Raw genomic sequence first — 21,040 nt, forward strand, 5'->3', positions numbered from 1 at the left:
TCCGGCATAGTAGTACATGGTCGTCCCTCGATGATGCTTGGAGCGGGCTTGCCCGACTCCGGTTTTTGACACCATCAGTTTGAGGGACGACCGCCTCCCGGCAAAGCCGCACGCGAGCGCGCTTTCAAATCGCGCCGTAGCGAGCGTGCGGCTCGATCGGCCGGCCCGTTACCCCATCTACGCTTGCTGATCAGCGTTTCCGCGGCTTGTCCGCTGACTGGTACATGGAAAGGACATGCCCCTCCGGGTCCTTGATTTCCGCCGACCAGCCGCCCGGCGCGTGACTGACCGGCGTCACGATCGTGACGCCCTTGGTGGCCAACTCCGAGACCATGTCGTCGATGCCGCCCTCCGCGATCTCAAACGTGACAATCGGCGTGTTGCCCGGCCGCGACTCCTGCTTGATGAAGAGCAATTCCACGCCGTTGATCGTCGTAGCTGTCAGCCAGGGATTGCCGGCGCCGTCGTCGTCCATCCGTTGAACCGCCAAGCCAAGCACGTCTCGGTAGAACGCCTCGGTACGGTTGATGTCGTTGACATAGTGGCAGACGGCACCCAGTCGGCACTTCGCGAACATGGATCTACTCCTTCAAATGGTTCGAGCCGCTACCTAGTTGCCGGACGCCCGGCTTTCGTGAGGTGCTTACGACAAAAAGGTGCCCGTCCGGATCATGGCTGGCGAGCACAACGCCCGGCCTCCGGGCTGGCGGCAGAAGTGCGCGCCGAATGATGCCGAAATTGAGGGGGCCGCTGAGCCCGGATATACCGTCCAGCGAGCCACCGCCCTCGGCCCGCCAACGGCGCCGGATGTCGGCGATGCGCTGACGTAAGGCAGGCTCATTCATCCGCAGCAGCCAAAGGATCTCACGCTTGCTGTGGCCCGTCAGAACTAGCAGCGCTGTGGTGCGGAGGTTTGGCGGGAGCCGTTCCACGAACCACACCGGGACCTCCGCGCTCTGGCCGGTGTGCGCGTCCATCAGGGCGGCGCGCTGCTCGCGGGTTCGCCTGCGAACAGCAGTACGCGCATCGAACAAGGCGCGCCTGCGAAGTGCACCGACGAACCACCGGCGATTGGCCTCGCAGGAGAGGTCCTCCCTGCCGGCCTCAACCGCCGCAAGCCAGACCGTCTGAAAAAGGTCCTCGGCTTCCGGCCGCCTGCGGGCCGCACGCTGAGCCTCCCGCAATAGTTGCGAGAATATGCTTGGCGGCACGTTGCTCTCCACATTTCACCAAGGTCTCTGTTATCCCGGGCTGCTTGCGCCAGGGCGCCTAGAATCACAGGAGTTGCATCTGCCCGCCCATAGGACGGAGCGGACGAGGTCCGTGCGCCGCACAGGCCCCTCATCGCGGTTTCCTCCCTTGAGGTTTTCATACCCCCGGAGTACGCGGCGCGGTCATCGTGGGGCCGCCATCCGAAAACCTTTCACAAGAATGGAAGTGACGCTCTGAATTTGTGATGTCTGCTCTTGCGCAAAAAAGCAGACACGGATTCGCGGCTATATCGCGTCGGCTTCGCCTTCGCTCTCTCTCTTAACCACAATGGGCTCTGAAGTTTGCTAAGTCGCTACAGGAACAAAATCATGGTGCCCAGGGGCGGGATCGAACCACCGACACTGCGATTTTCAGTCGCATGCTCTACCAACTGAGCTACCTGGGCATACTCGAAGGCCCAAAGGCCGGGCGAGCGGGCGGTTTATAGAGAGGTCGGAGGGATGTGTCCACCCGGCTTCGCCTTCGGCTTCGCCGGGCGCGGCCCGGCTTCGGACTCGTCCCCAAATATTTGGCGAATCTCGGCTATTCGGCGTCTTCGGGGTCGGTGGGGCGGCCGGGGATGACGTAGCGGCCGGAGAGCCAGCGGTTCAGGTCGACGTCGCGGCAACGTTTGGAACAGAATGGCAGCGTGGCCGGGTCAGCCGGCTTGCCGCAGACCGGGCAGGGCTTCGGCGGCACGGGCGCGCCGGCATCCTTCCCACCGGTATCCTTGGGGCCGTCAACTGGCATTGAGCCAGCCGAACCGGATCGGGAAGCCCTCCCCGCCGAGCAGCGTGACCGATTCGTAGAGCGGGAGGCCCACGACGTTGGTGTACGAGCCGACCATCTTGACCACGAAGGAGCCGGCGATGCCCTGCACGGCATAGCCGCCGGCTTTGCCGCGCCATTCGCCGGAGCCGATATAGGCCTGGATGTCATCTTCGCTCAAACGCTTGAAGCGGACGCGGGTTTCGATCAGGCGCTGACGGAACGCCTCCTTTGGCGTCACCAGGCAGATCGCGGTGTAGACGCGGTGATTGCGCCCCGACAGCAACCGCAGGCACTGCGCGGCCTCGTCGACCAGATTGGCCTTCGGCAGGATGCGGCGGCCGACCGCGACCACGGTGTCGGCGGCCAGGATGAAGGCACCGCGCAGCTCGTCGTCGAGGTGAACGGATTTCAGCGCCGCATCGGCCTTGGCGCGCGCCAGGCGGTTGGCGCAGGCGCGCGGCAGCTCGCCCCGCTTCGGGGTCTCGTCGACATCGGCCGGGCGCAGCGCGTCGGGCTCGATGCCGGCCTGGTTGAGCAGGCTGAGCCGCCGCGGCGAACCGGAAGCAAGAACGAGTTTGGGACGGCCAAGCATGCTGAGTTTGTCGGGAAATGGATTCGGGTGGGATTGCGCGCGCGGAACCTATCGGAAGGCACTCCATTCCACAACCGGGGAACAAGTGTTTGACCGAGCTTTCATTTCTGCCTCGCGAAGATGAAGCTATCGTGTCCCGGACGCGGGCAGCAACGCGTAGCGTTGCTCCGCCGAAGCGGGACCTAATGGCCGACGTGGACCCCGGATCAGCAGCGCACCGCTGTCGCGCTGCGCAGCAGCCGGGGAACGCCGGCCGGCTGCCGGTCTATCCGTTTACGGCCTCACCTTGAATCTCGTGTCCCGGACGCGGTGCAGCGCGTAGCGTTGCTCCGCAGAGCCGGGACCCAAGATCGGCACTGTAGCCGTCATACCCCGCGAATGCGGGGTATCCAGTACGCCGCGGCCTCTCGATCCAATAACCGCCGTCTCTGGAATACTGGATCACCCGCTTTCGCGGGTGACGACAGCCGAGTTTGCGGATCGGCCGCATGGACCCCGGATCAGCAGCGCAACAGTTCGCGTTGCGCAGCATGCGGGGGAACGCCGGCCGGCAGTTCATCCCCGCGACGGCTAGCCGCTCGCCGCGCCGGCCTTGGCGAAGCGGCGACGGATGCGCATCAACAGGCCGTCGCAGACGTCGCGATAGGCGGCGAGCTTTTGCTCGCGGCTGCCTTCCGCGTCGGTCGGGTCCGGTGTCGGCCAGTATTCGACATCGGCGGCATGCGTGCGCGTCAGCTCCAGCGCCTTGTGGTGGGCTTCCGGCGACAGCGTGATAATGAGATCGAAATTGAGCCCTTCCCAATCCTCGAGCTCATCGAACGTGATCGGCTTGTGGCCGGAAATATCCTGGCCGAGTTCGGCCATCACGGCGACCGCGAACGGATCGAGCTCGCCCTTCTTAACGCCGGCGGATTTCACGTAGAGCCCTTGCGGGAACATCTGCTGCAACAGGCTCGCCGCCATCGGCGAACGCACGCTGTTCAGCCCGCATGCGAACAGCACGGCCTGCGGATTGCGCGCGCGGGGCGGCGCCTCCATGCGGTCAGGCTTCTCTTGGGCGGGCCGTGCCCCTTTCGACGGATTTCCCGGTCATGGCTTCTCTTTTACGCATGATCTGATCCGAAAACCGCTTCGCACTTTTCGGGATCATGCGTCCTGCCCCTTCCAGTGCAGCACGCAGATCAGCGTGAACAGGCGGCGGGCGGTTTCGAAATCGACGCGGACCTTGCCCTTCAGCCGCTCCTGCAGCGTGCGCGAACCTTCGTCATGGATGCCGCGGCGGCCCATGTCGATCGCCTCGATCTTGTCGGGCGTCGCCGTGCGGATCGCCTGATAGTAGCTGTCGCAGATCATGAAATAGTCCTTCACAATCCGCCTGAACGGCGTCAGCGACAAGAGATGCGCGACAACAGGCGTGCCATCCTCTTTGCGGATGTCGAACATCAGCCGGTTGCCGGTAATGGCGATGTGCAGCGTATACGGCCCCTGCTCCGTCCCTTCCGGCGCGAACAGGTTCTGCTCGATCAAATCGTAGATCGCGATCGCGCGCTCGTGCTCGATATCAGGACCGGAACGCCCGATCGATTCCTCGTCGAGCGTTACCGCGACGATGCGGTTATGCTGGTCATCGTCTGGCGGCGGCTTGTTCATGGCAAATTGAGGCGCAATCCGACGGAGCGTGAATGGGCATCCAGACCCTCGGCCTTGCCCAAGGTCATCGCGGCGGGCCCCAGCGCGCGCAACTGGTCCGGCCCGCATTTGAGAATCGAGGTGCGCTTCATGAAGTCTAGCACGCCAAGCCCGGACGAAAATCGCGCCGAGCGCGCCGTCGGCAGCACGTGGTTGGAGCCGCCGACATAGTCGCCGATCGCTTCCGGCGTATGGGCGCCGAGAAAGATCGCGCCGGCATTGCGGACTTTCGCCGACAGCGCTTCCGCATCCACGGTCATGATTTCGAGATGCTCGGCGGCGATCGCATTCGCAAGCTCCACCGCTTCGTCGAGCTCTTTCACCATGATGATGGCGCCGAAATCGTTCCACGAGGCCCGCGCGATCTCGGCGCGGGGCAGCGTAGCAAGCTGGGATTCCACCGCGCGCTCGACGTCCGTGGCAAGCCTCGCGCTGTCGGTGATCAGGATCGATTGCGCGCTCGCATCGTGCTCGGCCTGTGCCAGCAGGTCGGCGGCGATCCAGCCGGCGTTGCCGGTGTCGTCGGCAATGACCAGCACTTCCGAGGGGCCGGCGATCATGTCGATGCCGACCTTGCCGAACACCTGCCGCTTGGCGGCGGCGACATAGGCATTGCCGGGGCCGACGATTTTGGCGACCGGCGCGATCGTCGCGGTTCCATAGGCCAGCGCCGCCACCGCCTGCGCGCCGCCGACGCGATAGATCTCGGAAACGCCGCCGAGATCGGCGGCCGCCAGCACCAGCGGGTTGAGCTTGCCGTCAGGCGACGGCACCACCATGACGACCCGCGGCACGCCGGCGACCTTGGCCGGCACCGCATTCATCAGCACCGAAGAGGGATAGGCCGCGGTCCCGCCGGGCACGTAGAGACCGACCGCATCGACCGCGCTCCAGCGCCAGCCGAGTTCGACGCCCAGCGCATCGGTGAAGCGCTCGTCCTTCGGCAGTTGCCGCTGGTGGAACGCCTCGATCCGGTCGCGGGCGAATTTCAGCGCGTCGATGGTGGCGGCATCGCAGGCCTTCACGGCGGCATCGATCTCGGCCGCGGTCACGCGCAGGCCGGAGGCTTCGATGTCCAGCCGGTCGAATTTCTTGGTCGCCTCGATCAGGGCGGCGTCGCCGCGCGCGGCCACGTCATCGACAATCGCCCGTGTGGCGCGCTCGACATCGGCCGAAACCTCGCGCTTGGCGGCGAGGAATTGTTTGAATCGTGAACCGAAATCGGCGCTGCTGGTATCCAGGCGAACGGGCATGGCGGCTTTCTGGGAGAGATCGAAGGCCCCTGCTCAATGGCGCGGCGGCCAAGGGCCGTCAACCCTTTGGGGATGCGGATGGGGCGAATGGCGTTGGGATAACCGTCATTCCGGGGCGATGCGCAGCATCGAACTATGGGGCGCCCCTTGCGCCCCTGAGAATCTCGAGATTCCCCGGTGCGCAATTGCGCACCTGAGGTCTGGTGCTTACGCACCATCCCGGAATGACGCGCCCTACCCCTCCGGCCCCAGCGGCGCTATCGCCAGGTCGCTGGTGCCGAGATCGTCGGTGCCGAGGTCGGTCAGCTCGCATTCCAGGCACTCGAGGTCCAGCCGCAGCGCCTCGCCATGGCTGAACAGCAGAAGCGCGCTGCCGCCGGGGGCCTCGCCTGGGTGGAATTCGATCCCGACCAGTTCCAGCATCGCGGTGGGCCGCTGCAGATCGATGTTGCGCGATTTGCAGGCCAGCACCCGGTCGAAGCGCAACGCCGCGATCAGGCGGCGCGGTTTGGTTCCGCCCGACAGCGTCTGCTCCCAGTCCAGCCGGCTCATGCCGACCACCAGCCGCTTTTCGCCCTGCCGCCAGACGATATCGGAGGCCAGCACGCGAGCGTCCTGCACATGGGCCGATATGACCGCGAGATCGTCGGCATCAAGCGCCATCAATTTGAGCGGGTCCGCCGGCATTCCCAAAAGTCCTCGATCATCCTCTAATCGCTAATGCGCTGGATCAACGCACCGCAGGCCGAAAGTTTTTCCTCCAGCCGCTCGAATCCGCGGTCGAGGTGATAGACGCGGTTGACCATGGTTTCGCCCTCGGCGGCAAGGCCTGCGATGACCAGCGAAACCGACGCCCGCAAATCGGTCGCCATCACAGGTGCGCCGCGCAGTTTGGAGATGCCGTCGATGGTCGCAGTTTCGCCATCCAGCGATATCCGCGCACCGAACCGCGCCAGTTCCTGCACATGCATGAAGCGGTTCTCGAAGATCGTCTCGGTGATCTGCGAGGAACCGCCGGCGCAGGCCATCAGCGCCATCAACTGCGCCTGCAGGTCGGTTGGGAAACCCGGAAACGGCGCGGTCGACACCGTTACGGGACGGATACCCGCGCCATTGCGCGTGACCCGGATGCCGTCATTGTTGACGGTGATGACGGCGCCGGCTTGAACCAGCACGTCGAGTGCCGACTGCAATAGTTCGGGACGCGCGCCGGAAAGCTGCACGTCGCCGCCGGTCATCGCGACCGCCATCGCATAGGTGCCGGCCTCGATACGGTCCGGCAGCACGGTATGGTGCGCGCCGTGCAGCTTCTCGACGCCCTCGATGATGATGCGCGGCGTGCCGGCGCCGGTGATGCGCGCGCCCATCTTGTTCAGGCAATCGGCGACGTCCGTTATCTCCGGCTCGCACGCCGCGTTGGTGATTGATGTCGTGCCCTTGGCCAGCGTTGCCGCCATCAGCGCGACATGGGTGCCGCTCACCGTCACCTTGGGAAAATCGATCGCAGCGCCGCGCAGGCCGCCGGGCGCTTTCGCCACCACATAACCGCCGTCGATGGCAAGTTCAGCGCCGAGCTTTTCCAGCGCCATGATCAAAAGATCGACCGGCCGGGTCCCGATGGCGCAGCCGCCCGGCAGCGAGACCTTTGCCTCGTGCATTCGCGCCAATAGCGGCGCGATCACCCAGAAGCTGGCGCGCATCCGCGAGACCAGCTCATAGGGCGCGGTGGTGTCGATGATATTGGCGGCGGAAATATGCAGGGTCTGGCCCTGATATTGGCCGTCGCCCGGCCGCTTGCCCGCCGCCATGATGTCGACGCCGTGATTGCCGAGAATGCGCTGCAACTGCGCGACGTCGGCCAGCCGCGGCACGTTGTCGAGGATCAGCGTATCGTCCGTGAGCAGCGCCGCGATCATCAGCGGCAGCGCGGCATTCTTCGCGCCCGAAATCGCGATGGTGCCGTTGAGCTTGCTGCCGCCGATAATACGAATGCGGTCCATGGCACCCTCCCTGCTATGCACGCATTATCAGCGCGCGTGTCCGCAGCAGGAGCGGCGATGTTTGCGGCGATTTGATGGGGTGGGACGTTTAGGCCACAGCCGCTGTCATTCCGGGGCGCTCACGTAGTGAGCGAACCCGGAATCTCGAGATTCTCAGGGGCGCAAGGGCGCCCCATAGTTCGATGCTAGCGCATCGCCCCGGAACGACATTCACACTGACGCTACGACCGGATGAACGCCAGCAAATCGGCGTTGATGGTGGCGGCCTCCGTCGTCGGCATGCCGTGCGGAAAGCCCTTGTAGGTCTTCAGCGTGCCGTTCTTCAGAAGCTTCGCCGACAACGGCGCGGAGTCTGCGTAGGGAACAATCTGGTCGTCGTCGCCATGCATTACCAGAACCGGCACGGTGATCTTCTTGAGGTCCTCGGTGAAGTCGGTCTGCGAGAAGGCGACGACGCCATCGTAATGCGCCTTGGCGCCACCCATCATGCCCTGGCGCCACCAGTTCTCGATCACGGCTTCCGACGGCTTGGCGCCCGGCCGATTGTAGCCGTAGAACGGACCCGACGCGAGGTCGCGATAGAACTGCGTGCGGTTCGCCGCGAGCTGGGCCTGAAGTCCGTCAAACACTTCCTTGGGCAGTCCGCCCGGATTGGCCGGCGTCTGCACCATCAGTGGCGGCACCGCGCTGAGGATCGCGGCCTTCGCCACCCGGCTCTCGCCGTGGCGGGCGATGTAATGCACGACCTCGCCGCCGCCGGTGGAATGGCCGACGTGAACGGCGCCTTTGAGATCGAGATGCGCCGTCAACGCCGCGAGATCGTCGGCGTAGTGGTCCATGTCGTGGCCGTCGGCCACCTGGCTGGAGCGGCCGTGGCCGCGGCGGTCATGGGCGATGACCCGAAAGCCGTTGTTGAGGAAGAACAGCATCTGCGTATCCCAGTCGTCTGATGACAGCGGCCAGCCGTGGCTGAACACGATGGGCTGACCCTTGCCCCAATCCTTGTAAAAGATCTCGACGCCGTCTTTGGTGGTGATGGTGGGCATGGGAATTCTCCTCTGGTTACGCCGTTATTCCGAGCACGCGTCATTGCGTGGCAGGAATCCGAATGGTGTTGATGGAGCTTCTCAGGGGCGCAAAGGCGCCCCATAGTTCGCGCTGACGCGCGCCCCGGAATGACGAAATCAGCAAGCTTCACACCGGCCGGTATCGCCGGAGCACGCTGATGATCGCGACGACGAAGAAAATCAGCACGATGCCCTGGACGATGGCGAACGGCGGCTCGGCCGGCGGCACGCTCGGCGCCAGCGCATGCAGCGCCGGCACTTTGAGGAAGGACTGGATCACCAGCACGAATACGTTGAGATAGAGCGAGACCAGCGCGGTCAGCGCGTAGATCCAGCGCCAGGCACCCTTAAGCTTCATGCCATAAAGCGCAAAACAGGCGATCGCCAGCAGCACCAGCGAGAGAATGCCGATCATATGCGACGGCAACAGCTTCTCCGACAGCAGAGGCGGAATCGGAAATCCTGACGCGCTGGTCAGGATCGTGAACACCAGGAAGATCGCGGTCAGGCCCGGCATCCGCTTCGAGCCGAGCATCCCGAACATCACAATGATTCCCGCGACGATGGCGATCAGGCTGATGATGACGTGCACGAGAACAAATGTCGCCAAACTCATACCCAAAATCATGATGCGCCCCTTCGTTGGAAATCATCTAAAGGTTACGACGCGGCGCGAAGAATTTCCACACGCATCGCGTGCGGCCTTCGGCAAGGCAGGCATGTGCGTGAATGAAGACACATCAACATAAATTGTATGATGCACGAAATATTTGCGCTTCTGTCACAAATGACGGCAGCCACACCGTATCATAGCGACGGCTTCGCAGCGTCGGCGAGATAGCCATGCAGCGCGGCGACCACCTGCGCACCTTCGCCGATCGCGCCGCCGACGCGTTTGACCGAGCCGGAGCGCACGTCGCCGACCGCGAACACGCCGGGCACCGAGGTTTCCAGGGGCGGCACCGGGCGTCCCTGATTCTGCTCGGACTGCGCCCCCGTCACCACAAAGCCCGCGCGGTCGAGCGTGACGCCGCAGCCGTCCAGCCAATGGGTCGCCGGGTCGGCGCCGACGAACAAGAAGAGGTTACGGACATCGAAACTGTGCTGTTCGGGCGCCAGACGGCTCTTCCAGCGCACCCGTTCGAGCGATCCATCGCCGCCGCCTTCGACCGCAATCACCTCGGCGTTGAAGATCAGTTCGATGTTGGGCGCCGCCTCGATCCGCTCGATCAGGTAGCGCGACATGCTGGCGCCCAGCCCGCCGCCGCGGATGATCATGTAGACCTTGCGCGCATGGCCGGAGAGAAACACCGCGGCCTGGCCTGCGGAATTGCCGCCGCCGACCAGCACGACATCCTGGCCCACGCACAGCTTGGCCTCGATTGGCGAGGCCCAGTACCAGACGCCGCGGCCTTCGAATGCGTCGAGATTTTCGATCTCCGGCCGCCGGTAACGCGCCCCGCTCGCCACCACGATGGATTTCGCGCGCAGCGACTGCCCGCATTCGGTAGCCAGCGCGAACACGCCGTCGCGCTGCGAGCAATCCAGCGACCTCACCGAAACCGGAATCAGCATCTCGGCGCCGAACTTTTGCGCCTGGTTGTAGGCGCGCCCCGCGAGCGCCTGCCCCGAGATGCCGGTCGGAAAGCCCAGATAGTTTTCGATGCGCGCACTGGCGCCGGCCTGGCCGCCGAACGCCCGGGCGTCGAATACCGCCACCGACAATCCTTCGGAGGCGGCATAGACCGCCGTGGCGAGACCGGCGGGACCGCCGCCGACCACCGCCACATCATAGAGCCTCTCATGCGCATGGTTGGTGATCATGCCAACCGCCAGCGCCAGCGACGTCTCCGACGGATTGCGCAGCACGGTACCATCAGGACAAACCACCAGCGGCAGATCGGCCCGCGAGGCCGCATAGCGCGCGACGAGATCGGCCGCGTCCTTGTCGGTCGCGGGATCGAGCACGTGGTGCGGCTGGCCGTTGCGCGCCAGGAAATTCTGCAAGCGCGCGGTATCGCCGAGAGAGGGCGAGCCGATCAGCACCGGCCCGCCGACGCCGCCCTGGATCAGGCTGACCCGGCGCAGGATCAGCGCGCGCATGATGCGCTCGCCGAGTTCGGCTTCGGCGACCAGCAGCGCGCGCAACTGGTCCGGCGGGATCAGCAGCGTTTCGACATCGCCCTCGGCATGGCCATCGACCAGCGCGACGCGGCCGGAAAGCTGACCGATCTCGGCCAGAAATTGTCCCGGGCCTTGATCGATGACGGGCGTGATGTGGCCGAGGCCGTCGCGCTGGGTGATCGCGACTGTGCCCGACAGCACCACGAACATGCCGGGACCGACCTTGCCGGTCTCGAATAGGGTCTCGCCGTCCCTATACGTCCGAAGCTCCCCGAACCGGCGCATGCGCGCGATTTCGTGATCGGTGAGCGCCGGGAATGTCTGTTCGTAACGTGGAAACGCGATGGAAGCCGCGCCGGTCGCCGGACCGGCCGTGATGTCTGCACTCATGATCGCCACCCAAGGACAACAACTGCGCAAAGAACTGTCGAGCCGCCCGGCGAGCGATCGGGGATTCCCCTCTACGCTATTGGCCCGGCTTTTCTCCGCTGGCGTCATCTAGGGACGCATTGGGGCTTTCGGAAGACACGCCGCCATCACTGCGCGCGCGCGCCTGCGACTTCCGCCGCTTGAGATTTTCGCGCAGCGCCAGCTTGAGCCGGTCGCGTCGTGAATCCTTCACATCCGCAGCCGTCTTCCCGGCGCCCTTGCCTTGATCACCCGTCATCGTCAGTCCGCCGAATATGCCTTGGTCGAAACGGCGTCAGCGACGCCGCTGGCTCGAAGATAGTCCGTTTTGATCCGCCATGCCGCAACCGCGGCGGCTCGCCAGACGCCGCCCCCGAACCGCCGCGGCAAGTAGCGGAATCCAGGATTCGGCCGCTTAAGGCGAGGTCGGGAACCGGAGTAAGGCCAGAAGTTTCCCAATTACCGAGAGTCCCGATGCGTCGGCGCCGATTTTTACCTCATTTTGGTGCTCTCCGAGCCTGCCCGCGCGCTTGCACCAGAAGGGCCCTTGTGGCAAGAACCGGCCGCCTGTAGAGGCCTTTAGGGCCGATTCCCTGATACCGGGCATGCTGCCGTAGCTCAGTGGTAGAGCACTCCATTGGTAATGGAGAGGTCGACAGTTCAATCCTGTCTGGCAGCACCAGCTTTCCTCTGAACCATCAGCCACAAGGCTCCGGCGCATCGGGCTGCGGCGTCATTCGCTTCCCTCGAAACGTTGTGATTTTTTGAGCGTCGTCGTGGCCGTCTGTAGGAGCTCATGTAATCTTGAAACGATCATACACCGTGGAGTTTGGCGGTCGACGCAAAATGCGGGTGCGACCCCACGGCTTCATGCGGGACGATCCGATCGGTTGCACAACGTATGATGTCGTAGCATTCGCAGGTAGCTTCCTCGAGCCGCACTCTGTCGATTTCAACCAAGCCCCGCCGAGCGGATCTGATGGCACCTATGGCGCGGAGTTTGGCAATCACCTGCGTCACGGTCGTTCGTCGCACCCCGAGCAACTGCGAAAGTGTCCCCTGCGTTAATGATAGGATATTGTTGCCCTCGGTTCGATCGTGCAGGTGAAGCAGCCAGCGGGCCATGCGGGCCTCGACCGAGTGCAGGCCGTTGCAGGCTGAGACGTGCTGGAACTGCATGAGTATCGACCTCGTGTGCGCCTCGACCACATGTCTGATGGCGCCGCTCTCCATGTAGGCTGCATGAAACCGCGACACGGAGATTTGCGATCCGATGCCGCCAACCCGCACGACCGCGGTCACGGACGACAAGAAAGAGGGTCCCAGCACCGATAATGCCCCGATCGCTCCCTCGCGCCCGATTACCGCGGTTGCGATCGTTTCTCCGTTCGGAAGGCCGAGCATGAAGGAGATGGCCCCGCTATGGGGAAAGTAGACGTGGTGGCGTCGATCTCCCGCTCGTATCACGACGGCGTCCTGTTCGAGCGACACCTTCTGGAGATGCGGCGTGAGCAACGCGAGGTCTGCCGGCGGCAACGCGGTGAGAAGACGATTACCGGCGCTCGCCGGAAGGCCCATCACGAGAGACTTCTTCCCTCAGAAGAACACGGAGTTCTCCTGGAATGTCTTTGGCCGGAATGTCTTCTGCGCTGCGCCGACACTAACTCCACTTTCATCGTGCATCGTTCCGGCTTAGAGCTGCCTTCTTGGATGCGATACTTGCTGAGTACCCTACGGCGCCGCGCCGGTAAAGGTAGGAACCTTGGGTGATCGGGCGGGAACCGCTTCGACACCAGCCTCGGACCGCTGGCGAGGCGAAAAAGCTCAATAAATTCAGTTTACGGGGTGTTTCTCGCGACAGTTCCTGTCTGGCAGCAACATCCTCTTCCAATAGATGACCGACCTTAATCGGGAATCAGTCCGGGAGCGGGATCATTCGGCTGGATTATCGGCAGGGGCGCTCACGACCCGAGCGCGACGTTGCGGAACGCCTTGACCAGCGATCCTTCCAGCTTGCCCTCCATGCCGCAAAGAATTTGGTAGGCGGCGGGCCGCGGCATTGGCGGCCGGTAGGGTCTCGACTCAATGAGCGCGGCGAAGATGTCCGAGATCGTCAGCAACCGGACCAGATCGGAAATCTGCGAGGCCTTCAGTCCATCCGGATAACCTGTACCATCCAGATATTCGTGATGGTGCCTCACACCGTCCAGAATCTCCGGACTGATGCCGGATACGCCCTTCAAGAGATCATATCCGATCACGGGGTGGCGCTTGATGATCTCCTCCTCGTCGGGGTCCAAGCGCCCGGGCTTGTCCAGGATCGACAGCGGGATGCGCGCCTTGCCGATGTCGTGAAGCGTTGCAGCCAGTCCGAGCCGCGCTACGTCCGCGCGGGAGAAGCCGATATCGAGCGCGAAGCCGACCGCAACACCCGTGACGAGCAGGCAATGCTGAAACGTGCCCTCGTGGTAGCGGCGCACCTCGTCGAGCCAGGGCGAAAGGCCATCCTGCCCGACGCGGTTAATGATCTTCGACGTCGCACGCTGCGCCTCGGTAAGTTTCACCGGCTTGCCAAGGCGCACATTCGAAAACATCGAGGCGAAGGCGGCGACACCCTCGTCCATCTCCGATGCCGGATCTGCGGCTTTATCGGCAGCCGCCGCTTCCACTGCTTCGATCTGCGCAACCTTGAGAATGGCTTCCTTGGCGCGCGAAAGAACCGCGGTCGCGCCGAGCGCATAGGCCTGCGCAACCATCGAACGCGAGAGGTTATGAACGACGAACAGTTTCTCGGGAATACCGGCAAGGTCCTGCAATATGAACCTGAGCTGATCGACGCGCGGCATCTGCCGCAGGTCGACGTCGACCATCAGCACGCCATGCGACCTGATCCGGGTGCCGCCGCCGCCCAGCAACCAGGGGACCACGGCGTGTTGCGGCTCGAGCATCGCGCGGATCGCCGGTAGTTTCGTCGGTTCGTCTGTGACAAAATAGACGAGCATTTCGAGAAAAGTCCGTACGCACCAATATTGAAGAACCGTCTCACAACCTTGAATAACTGAAAACAAGTTAAACAATCGACTGATCGAAAAAGCCGAGCCCGCGCTCGGCGCCATTGGCGTCAGGCGCTCTAATGCGCCTTATTCTTGAACATCAGGGCTACCTTGCCGTTAAGCGTCCACCTCGTATAACTACGTACCTCAAACGAGGTACGCCCGCCGTTCGTCCGAAGACCATCAGATCGAGGGCATCGTCAGTGAATGATCTCCTGTCGTCGCGAAGCGAACGGCGGACCGAGAGATTAATGCTGTGCGCTTTGGCCCTGGCCGGCTGTCTGCTGGCGGGCCCAGCGTCGGGGCAGGCCGATCTCGCCGGGGCAACGGCCAAACTTTCGCTGCAGGTTGCGACCGCCATGCTCGGCGAACAATGCCGACGCATCGAAGCGCCGGACCCCGCGTCGCTTGCTTCGGTATCATTGCACCGAACCTTCCACGATGATTTCGACGCCCATCCCCTGCTGGACCAAAGATGGGCGTCGTATTACGCCGGCGGCCCCGCCTGGCCGGAGGCGCGCTATTGGGGCGGCGAAGGCTCCGACTTCAGGCGCAAGAGCAGCTATAACGGCGAGCAGCAGATCTACGTCGATCCGCGTTATGGCGGGCGGGAAACAACCCCGCTCGGCCTCGATCCGTTCAAGGTCAAGGACGGCATTCTCTCAATCGTCGCCAGCCGTACCCCGCCGTCGCTGAAGGCCGTGCTGTTCAACAACGAATACATCTCTGGCATCCTGACGACACAGGGCCGGTTTTCCCAGAAGTACGGATACTTCGAAATCCGCGCCAAGATACCGGTCGGCATCGGGGTTTGGCCGGCGTTCTGGATGCTTGCCGATGACGGCGGCTGGCCGCCGGAAGTCGACATCATGGAAGGCCGCGGGCAACGGCCGGGCGACATCGTGATGACGACGCATTGGCGGATACCGGAGACGCAGCGCGTGGAACGCTGCGGGTTTGACTTCCGCGTGCCGGACGCCCCGACCGTCTTTCATGATTATGGCGTGCTGTGGCAGCCAGATCGCATCACCTATTTCATCGACCGCCAACCGGTCTCCGAGATCAAGGTCCCCGTCGGCTTCGGCGTGCCCATGTACATGATCGTGAACCTTGCCATGGGCTCGAAGACTCTCGAGGGCGTGGGATTCGTCGACGGCGAATCTCCCAATATTGTCGCATTCGAGATCGACAGGATATCCGCCTACCAGATCGACGAACGCTGACCGGAGATGACGATGTTCGGAAAATTCTCGCGCCGGCATTTTGCAAAGCTGGCAGGCTTGTCCGCGCTCGGCATCGCGGCAACGCCAACCGATGCCGCCGCCCAACCGGCATCCGATCGGCCCGCGCCGGCGAGCTTTCCGAAAGACTTCGTCTGGGGCACCGCGACGTCGGCCTATCAGATCGAGGGCGCCGTGAACGAAGACGGCCGCGGCCGCTCGATCTGGGATACGTTCTCGCACACGCCCGGCAAGATCGAGGACGGCACCAGCGGCGACCGCGCCAATGAGCACTACCACCGCTACAAGGAAGACATCGGCCTGATCAGGGAATTGGGCGCGAGGGCCTACCGGTTTTCGATCGCGTGGCCACGGGTGTTTCCGGAAGGAGCCGGCAAGCCTAACCCCAAGGGCCTCGACTTCTACGACCGGCTCGTCGACGAACTGCTCAAGAACGGCATCGAACCATATGGGACGCTTTATCACTGGGACCTGCCGCAGGCGCTCGAGGACAAGGTCGGCGGCTGGCGATCCAGCGAAACCTCAAAAGCGTTCGGCGATTATGCCGGCTATGTGGCGGCGCGGATCACCGATCGCGTCCGGTCGATCTTCACGATCAACGAAGCTGGAAGGTTCGTGAATTTCGGCTATGGCTGGGGCATCGACGCGCCCGGGCTGAAACTGCCGGACGCTGACGTCAACCAGGTTCGCCACCATGTGGCGCTGGCGCATGGCCTCGCCGTGCAGGCAATCCGCGCGCAGGGACGCGCGGGCACCAAAGTGGGACCGGCCGAAAACATCGCGGCCTGCGTGCCGGCGTTCGATACGCCGGAAAATGTTCGCGCGGCCGAGACGGCGACGCGCGAATTGAACTCGGGCTTTCTCGGCGTCATCCTGGAAGGCAAATACACCGACGGCTTTCTGCAGTTCGCCGGCAAGAACGCGCCGAAATTCACCGCTGATGAATTGAAGATCATTTCCCAGCCGAACGATTTCGTCGGCCTCAACATCTACGCGCCGCAATTCTACATCGCCGCTTCCGACAAGCCGCCGGGCTGGAGCGTGCTGCCCTTTCCCACGTCCTTCCCGCACATGAATTCGGAATGGCTGCGCGTTGGGCCGGAGACGATCTACTGGGCGCCGCGGCTGGCGGCAAAGGTCTGGAACATCGAGACGATCTATATCAGCGAGAACGGCACCTCATCGGAAGACAAGCTTCGCGCCGACGGCCAGGTCTACGACCTCGATCGCATCATGTATCTGCGCAATTACTTGCGGCAATTGCAGCGCGCGACGTCGGAGGGCGTCCCGGTTCGCGGCTATTTCCTCTGGAGCCTGATGGACAATTTCGAATGGATCTTCGGCTATAAGCAGCGCTTCGGGCTCTACCACGTCGACTTCGAGACGCAGCGCCGGACGCCGAAGCTGAGCGTCGCCTTCTATCGCGACGTGGTGGCGCGGAACGCGATCGGCGTCTGAACGCCGATCGCTGGCCTCAATACCTCGCGGCTTGCCGGATTGACGCTGGGACCTCGGTGATGGGCCGCTGCTTGCCGTCGGTTGCCACAGTCGTGGCGGGTTCATGCGCCAGCTTGCGCGATGATTCGTGACTGACGAATACGCCGGCAGCCGTGAGCATTAGCACCACATAAAGGGCGAACATGCCACCGACCCATTTCCAATAAATCTGGCGGGCCCGGGGGGTAAGGCTTTCAAGTAATCGGCGCATGGTTACCTCCTCATCAGGAAACCTAATGGGCTGCGTATAGCCCCCACGCCAGATGCGGTGTGTGATGCACTTCACAGATGTCGATTTGTAATGGGGAGCCCGTGACCGGAGCCGAACTGAAGAAACTTCGCCAGCGTCTTGGTGAGGCCATCGGCCAGCCGCTATCAGTAGCTGACATGGCCAAGCTCTGCGGGTTGCCGGCTGCAGACGGCGCCGACACCATCCGCAAATGGGAGGTCACCGGTCCGACGGGGCCGGTGGCGGAGTTGTTGCGCATCCTGGCGATGGCCAGCGAGCACTACCCGATCCTCGAAATGTTCAACGTGTTCGACCGCCACGACGTGCCGGTGAAAGATCGCCCGGCGCGCCGGCAAGCCTTCCGCGAACAGATGCGCAGCGACGTGCGGCGCCGCATTGGTTAATCAAAGCTTGCCAGAAGCGCCTTGAAATTAAGACTTTGCTTACCTTTGATTAGGCCTTCGTTAAGTACGAAAAACGTTTGTCCACCAATGGGTTGGGTTATAGGCCGCTGTCACCTCGGAGTGACAGCATTTTAGATAAAAGCTGTCTATCTGCGTGGCCATGGATGACGCCGGCACGCGGTGTCGCCGAACGGTTTTCGGAGACAGCAAAATGAAGAAGATCCTCGCCGCCCTCGTGGCCTTCGCAGCCCTCACTGCCGCCGCGCCCGCCTCTGGCGCCGACCTTGGCGCGCGCTATTACAAGCAGCCCGCTTATACGCCGGCGATGGTCGCCGCCCAATGGACCGGCTTCTATATCGGCGGCCATCTCGGGGGCGCCTTCAGCGGCAGCCACGACTTCAACGGCGCGGTGCTGAGCGACTCCAGCGCCCGACTGCTCGGCGGCATTCAGGCCGGCCTCGATTGGCAGTTCGCGCCGAACTGGGTGCTCGGCACCGAAGGCCAGTATTCCTGGCTCGGCAAGAATAACCTCACCGCCACCTTTCCCGGCGGCTACGTCTACACCAACGATCAGCGCGGCCTCGGCTCGGTCACCGCCCGCATCGGCTACACCTGGGGTGCAGGCCTCCTCTACGTCAAAGGCGGCTACGCCTATTCCGACAACCGCGAGAGGCTGACGCTCGCCGGCGCGCCGATCCCCTTCCTGCTCGATGGCAACCACAGCCACGGCTACACCGTCGGCGCCGGCATCGAATACATGTTCGCCCCGAACTGGTCGGTTAAAGGCGAGTACATGTATTACGATTTCGGCAGCACACGCTTCGAGAGCCCCGCCGCGCTGGTGCCGTTCGGCAGCTTCCACAACGACGACCACACGCTGAAGGCCGGCGTCAATTATCGCTTCAACTTTGCCAGCCCCGTCGTGGCACGCTACTGAGCGCCCTCAACTGAGAATTGCAGAAGGCCGGCTTTTAAGCCGGCCTTTTTTTTTGCGTTTTGCCCGGTTTTCCGGTTCACGGAAAAATCCATCAAAGCAAGCAATCCGCTGCCAAAAATGCGGCGAAAAGCCTTCCGGTTCCAAACTTGTTAACCGGGTACCGCGATACTGCCGCGCGAGGAAACATCCCAAGGTAGCGTGGACGGGGCAGCGGCAGATGGCGTTATTCAAATCAGGGCTCAAGGGTTTTCGCTTCGGCGTCAGGGGCAGTCTGTTTGCCGCCTTCGCCGTCATCGCCGGCATGGCGATCGTCATCTCTGCCGGCGCCGGACTGATGCTCGGGCGGCTTGGCGGGACCATGGTGGACTTAAGCGGACGGGATATTCCCCGCCTTGCCGCCAGCCTGCAACTCTCGGCGCAGAGCGCCAGTCTCGCCAGCCAGGGGCCGGCACTGCTGGCTGCTCGCAGCGAACAGGCGCTGAACGATCGCACCAGGAAAATGAAGGAGACCCAGACGGTCGCGCTGCAGAAGCTCGGCGAGATCGTCGAACTCGGCGCCGACAAGGCGGTCGTTGCCGCGCTCACCGAGAACATGAAGAACATCGATGAGGTGATCAAGAGCCTCGGCGCGGCCGCGCAAGAGCGGCTTGAACTGGCCGCCCAGCACGAAAGACTGTACGAAGCGGTCCGCAAGGCTCAACGGCGCTTCATTGCCGCCGCCGGCCCCGCGGCGATCGACGCCCAGACCGAGCTCTACAGCATCTACGCTGCCCCTAACTTCTCGCAGGCCGACGCCATCAAGGCCCACAAGACGGCCGACCAGCTCGCCGACATTGCCGCCAGCGGCAATCTCATGGCCTTCGACATGATTGCCGCGTTGTCGGCCACCAGTGGCGATACGTTAGAGGCGATCGGGAAGGAATTCCGCACCGCGCAGGCGCGTGTGAAGGCCAATGTCGAGGCGCTGCCCAAGACCACGGCGATGAACGTCGTCCGCCAAGCGACCCTGGACTTGCTGGCGCTTGCCGATGGCAAGACCGGCGTCTTCAAGGTCCGCCAGCAGGAACTGGACGCGGACGATTACGGCCAGACCATTCTGGAAGAAACCCGCAAGCTCAATGTCGGTCTAGGCATCAGCGTGCAGCAGCTCGTCGACGGCGTGCGGAAGGAAACTGACGCTGCGGCCTGGCAGGCGCGTCAGGAGATCTCGTTCGGGACCATGGTCATGCTCGCCCTCGGCGTGGCGACGCTGGTTGGTTCGATCCTGTTCGTCTGGCTCTATGTCGGCCGCAACATCTTGCGGCGGATCAGTAATCTGCAGCGCTCGATGCAATTGCTGTCGAGCGGCGACCTTGAATCGGAGGCCTATCAGAGCCATCACCAGGACGAGATCGGCGCGATGGCCGATTCGCTGCAGGTGTTCCGCGAGAGCATGATCCAGAGCCGCGCGCTCTCCGCCGAGCAGGACAAGGACCGCATCGCCAAGGCGGAGCGCGCCTCCCGCATGGAAGCCCGCATCGTCGAGTTCGAAAGCACTGTTCGCACCGCGCTCGACAGCCTGCAGACCGCGGCGGGTTCGATGCAATCGACCGCGCAAAGCATGTCGGCGACCGCCGATCAGTCCAGCGCGCTGGTGACCGCGGTCGCGACCGCGGCCGAGCAGACTTCCGCCAACGTGCAGACCGTGTCGTCGGGCACCGAGGAATTGTCCTCCTCGATCGAGGAGATCGGCCGTCAGGTCATCACCTCGGCGGAGATCGCCCGCAAGGCGGTCGACGATGCCGGTGCAACCGACGCCACCATGCAGGGACTCGCGGATAACGCAGCGCGCATCAGCGTGGTCGTCGACCTGATCCAGACCATCGCCTCGCAGACTAACCTCTTGGCGTTGAACGCCACCATCGAAGCGGCACGCGCCGGCGATGCCGGCCGCGGCTTTGCCGTGGTCGCCTCCGAGGTGAAGAGCCTCGCCAACCAGACCGCGAAGGCTACCGACGAGATCCGCCAGCAGATCGTCAGCATGCAGACGGTGACCGAGACCGCGGTCTCCGCGATCCGCAACATCAGCACCACGATCAGCGAGATCAACGAAGTGACCACCGCGATCGCGGCCGCGGTCGAGGAACAGGGTGCGGCGACGCGCGAAATCGCGCGCAATATCCAGCATGCCGCGGGCGGCACCAGCGAAGTCTCCAGCAATATCGTCGGCGTCTCCAGCGCCTCGGCGCAGGCCGGAACCGCCGCCGGCCAGGTGCTGACCGCCTCCGACGCACTGCGCCGCGAGGCCGATGTGCTGCGCGAGGAAATCGACGCGTTCCTATCGAACATTAGGGCGGCGTGATCGTAGATGGGGTAACGGGCCGGCCGATCGAGCCGCACGCTCGCTACGGCGCGATTTGAAAGCGCGCTCGCGTGCGGCTTTGCCGGGAGGCGGTCGTCCCTCAAACTGATGGTGTCAAAAACCGGAGTCGGGCAAGCCCGCTCCAAGCATCATCGAGGGACGACCATGTACTACTATGCCGGA

20 protein-coding genes and 2 tRNA genes are annotated in these 21,040 nt (G+C 63.5%); 6 read left to right on the forward strand and 16 right to left on the reverse strand.

The genetic code is table 11. The annotated features are described in order from the left end of the window. Positions 1 to 190: 190 nt before the first annotated feature. The 14 genes from IVA95_RS08215 to IVA95_RS08280 all read right to left on the reverse strand — a co-directional run bounded on the left by IVA95_RS08215 (position 191) and on the right by IVA95_RS08280 (position 11,414). A complete protein-coding gene (locus IVA95_RS08215) occupies positions 191 to 577 on the reverse strand; it encodes a VOC family protein (protein ID WP_247510062.1) in 387 nt (128 codons plus the stop codon). Between the two features lie 4 nt (positions 578 to 581). Continuing rightward, positions 582 to 1,211 carry a transcriptional regulator gene (locus IVA95_RS08220; protein ID WP_247510063.1) on the reverse strand — a complete coding sequence of 210 codons (630 nt, stop codon included), beginning with the start codon at positions 1,209 to 1,211 and terminating at the stop codon, positions 582 to 584. 370 nt (positions 1,212 to 1,581) lie between these two features. Then, positions 1,582 to 1,657, reverse strand: a tRNA-Phe gene (locus IVA95_RS08225). A gap of 137 nt (positions 1,658 to 1,794) precedes the next feature. Continuing rightward, positions 1,795 to 2,001, reverse strand: a complete 207-nt coding sequence (gene yacG / locus IVA95_RS08230) for a DNA gyrase inhibitor YacG (RefSeq protein ID WP_247510064.1) — start codon at positions 1,999 to 2,001, stop codon at positions 1,795 to 1,797. Further along, positions 1,991 to 2,614, reverse strand: coding sequence for a Maf-like protein (locus IVA95_RS08235; protein WP_213246447.1), 624 nt, complete (start codon positions 2,612 to 2,614; stop codon positions 1,991 to 1,993). The genes yacG and IVA95_RS08235 overlap by 11 nt, the downstream gene beginning before the upstream one ends. A 570-nt stretch (positions 2,615 to 3,184) precedes the next feature. Next, positions 3,185 to 3,652 (reverse strand): low molecular weight phosphatase family protein, encoded by a 468-nt coding sequence (locus tag IVA95_RS08240; protein WP_247510065.1) that lies wholly within the window; start codon positions 3,650 to 3,652, stop codon positions 3,185 to 3,187. A gap of 108 nt (positions 3,653 to 3,760) precedes the next feature. Continuing rightward, complete coding sequence (locus tag IVA95_RS08245; protein ID WP_247510066.1) at positions 3,761 to 4,264, reverse strand: UPF0262 family protein; 504 nt, start codon at positions 4,262 to 4,264, stop codon at positions 3,761 to 3,763. Beyond that, positions 4,261 to 5,556 (reverse strand): histidinol dehydrogenase, encoded by a 1,296-nt coding sequence (gene hisD, locus IVA95_RS08250; RefSeq protein ID WP_247510067.1) that lies wholly within the window; start codon positions 5,554 to 5,556, stop codon positions 4,261 to 4,263. The genes IVA95_RS08245 and hisD overlap by 4 nt, the downstream gene beginning before the upstream one ends. Before the next feature lie 234 nt (positions 5,557 to 5,790). Next, positions 5,791 to 6,243, reverse strand: coding sequence for a DUF2948 family protein (locus IVA95_RS08255; RefSeq protein ID WP_247510068.1), 453 nt, complete (start codon positions 6,241 to 6,243; stop codon positions 5,791 to 5,793). Positions 6,244 to 6,266: 23 nt separating this feature from the next. Beyond that, positions 6,267 to 7,556, reverse strand: coding sequence for a UDP-N-acetylglucosamine 1-carboxyvinyltransferase (gene murA / locus IVA95_RS08260; protein WP_247510069.1), 1,290 nt, complete (start codon positions 7,554 to 7,556; stop codon positions 6,267 to 6,269). A 221-nt stretch (positions 7,557 to 7,777) separates the two neighbouring features. Further along, positions 7,778 to 8,602: an alpha/beta hydrolase gene (locus IVA95_RS08265; protein WP_247510070.1), complete on the reverse strand. Its 825-nt coding sequence runs from the start codon at positions 8,600 to 8,602 to the stop codon at positions 7,778 to 7,780. A 148-nt stretch (positions 8,603 to 8,750) separates the two neighbouring features. After that, the gene (locus IVA95_RS08270) at positions 8,751 to 9,251 is read right to left on the reverse strand and encodes a hypothetical protein (RefSeq protein ID WP_247510071.1); all 501 of its coding nucleotides are present in this window, start codon (positions 9,249 to 9,251) and stop codon (positions 8,751 to 8,753) included. A gap of 179 nt (positions 9,252 to 9,430) precedes the next feature. Then, positions 9,431 to 11,137 (reverse strand): cyclic nucleotide-binding domain-containing thioredoxin-disulfide reductase, encoded by a 1,707-nt coding sequence (locus IVA95_RS08275; RefSeq protein ID WP_247510072.1) that lies wholly within the window; start codon positions 11,135 to 11,137, stop codon positions 9,431 to 9,433. A 76-nt stretch (positions 11,138 to 11,213) separates the two neighbouring features. Continuing rightward, on the reverse strand, positions 11,214 to 11,414 hold the full coding sequence (locus IVA95_RS08280) for a hypothetical protein (RefSeq protein ID WP_247510073.1): 201 nt from the start codon (positions 11,412 to 11,414) through the stop codon (positions 11,214 to 11,216). 348 nt (positions 11,415 to 11,762) lie between these two features. Between IVA95_RS08280 and IVA95_RS08285 the strand changes: the two genes are divergently transcribed. Beyond that, positions 11,763 to 11,837, forward strand: a tRNA-Thr gene (locus IVA95_RS08285). 131 nt (positions 11,838 to 11,968) lie between these two features. On the opposite strand, the gene IVA95_RS08290 is transcribed toward IVA95_RS08285, so the two are convergent. Together IVA95_RS08290 and IVA95_RS08295 are read right to left on the reverse strand one after the other, a co-directional pair. Next, the gene (locus IVA95_RS08290; RefSeq protein WP_247510080.1) at positions 11,969 to 12,733 is read right to left on the reverse strand and encodes a Crp/Fnr family transcriptional regulator; all 765 of its coding nucleotides are present in this window, start codon (positions 12,731 to 12,733) and stop codon (positions 11,969 to 11,971) included. Between the two features lie 383 nt (positions 12,734 to 13,116). Next, positions 13,117 to 14,157, reverse strand: a complete 1,041-nt coding sequence (locus IVA95_RS08295) for an HD domain-containing phosphohydrolase (RefSeq protein WP_247510074.1) — start codon at positions 14,155 to 14,157, stop codon at positions 13,117 to 13,119. A 302-nt stretch (positions 14,158 to 14,459) separates the two neighbouring features. Here IVA95_RS08295 and IVA95_RS08300 point away from each other — a divergent pair, with 302 nt between their 5' ends. From IVA95_RS08300 to IVA95_RS08320, 5 genes are all read left to right on the forward strand, one after another. Continuing rightward, the gene (locus tag IVA95_RS08300) at positions 14,460 to 15,431 is read left to right on the forward strand and encodes a glycoside hydrolase family 16 protein (RefSeq protein ID WP_247510075.1); all 972 of its coding nucleotides are present in this window, start codon (positions 14,460 to 14,462) and stop codon (positions 15,429 to 15,431) included. Positions 15,432 to 15,443: 12 nt separating this feature from the next. After that, a complete protein-coding gene (locus IVA95_RS08305) occupies positions 15,444 to 16,907 on the forward strand; it encodes a GH1 family beta-glucosidase (RefSeq protein ID WP_247510076.1) in 1,464 nt (487 codons plus the stop codon). Between the two features lie 351 nt (positions 16,908 to 17,258). Further along, positions 17,259 to 17,579: a hypothetical protein gene (locus IVA95_RS08310; RefSeq protein ID WP_247510077.1), complete on the forward strand. Its 321-nt coding sequence runs from the start codon at positions 17,259 to 17,261 to the stop codon at positions 17,577 to 17,579. Between the two features lie 211 nt (positions 17,580 to 17,790). Further along, a complete protein-coding gene (locus IVA95_RS08315) occupies positions 17,791 to 18,516 on the forward strand; it encodes an outer membrane beta-barrel protein (protein ID WP_247510078.1) in 726 nt (241 codons plus the stop codon). A 217-nt stretch (positions 18,517 to 18,733) separates the two neighbouring features. Continuing rightward, positions 18,734 to 20,857 (forward strand): HAMP domain-containing methyl-accepting chemotaxis protein, encoded by a 2,124-nt coding sequence (locus IVA95_RS08320; protein ID WP_247510079.1) that lies wholly within the window; start codon positions 18,734 to 18,736, stop codon positions 20,855 to 20,857. Positions 20,858 to 21,040: the final 183 nt, after the last annotated feature.

Source organism: Bradyrhizobium sp. 157 (genome assembly GCF_023073815.1).
Classification (GTDB): Bacteria; Pseudomonadota; Alphaproteobacteria; order Rhizobiales; family Xanthobacteraceae; genus Bradyrhizobium.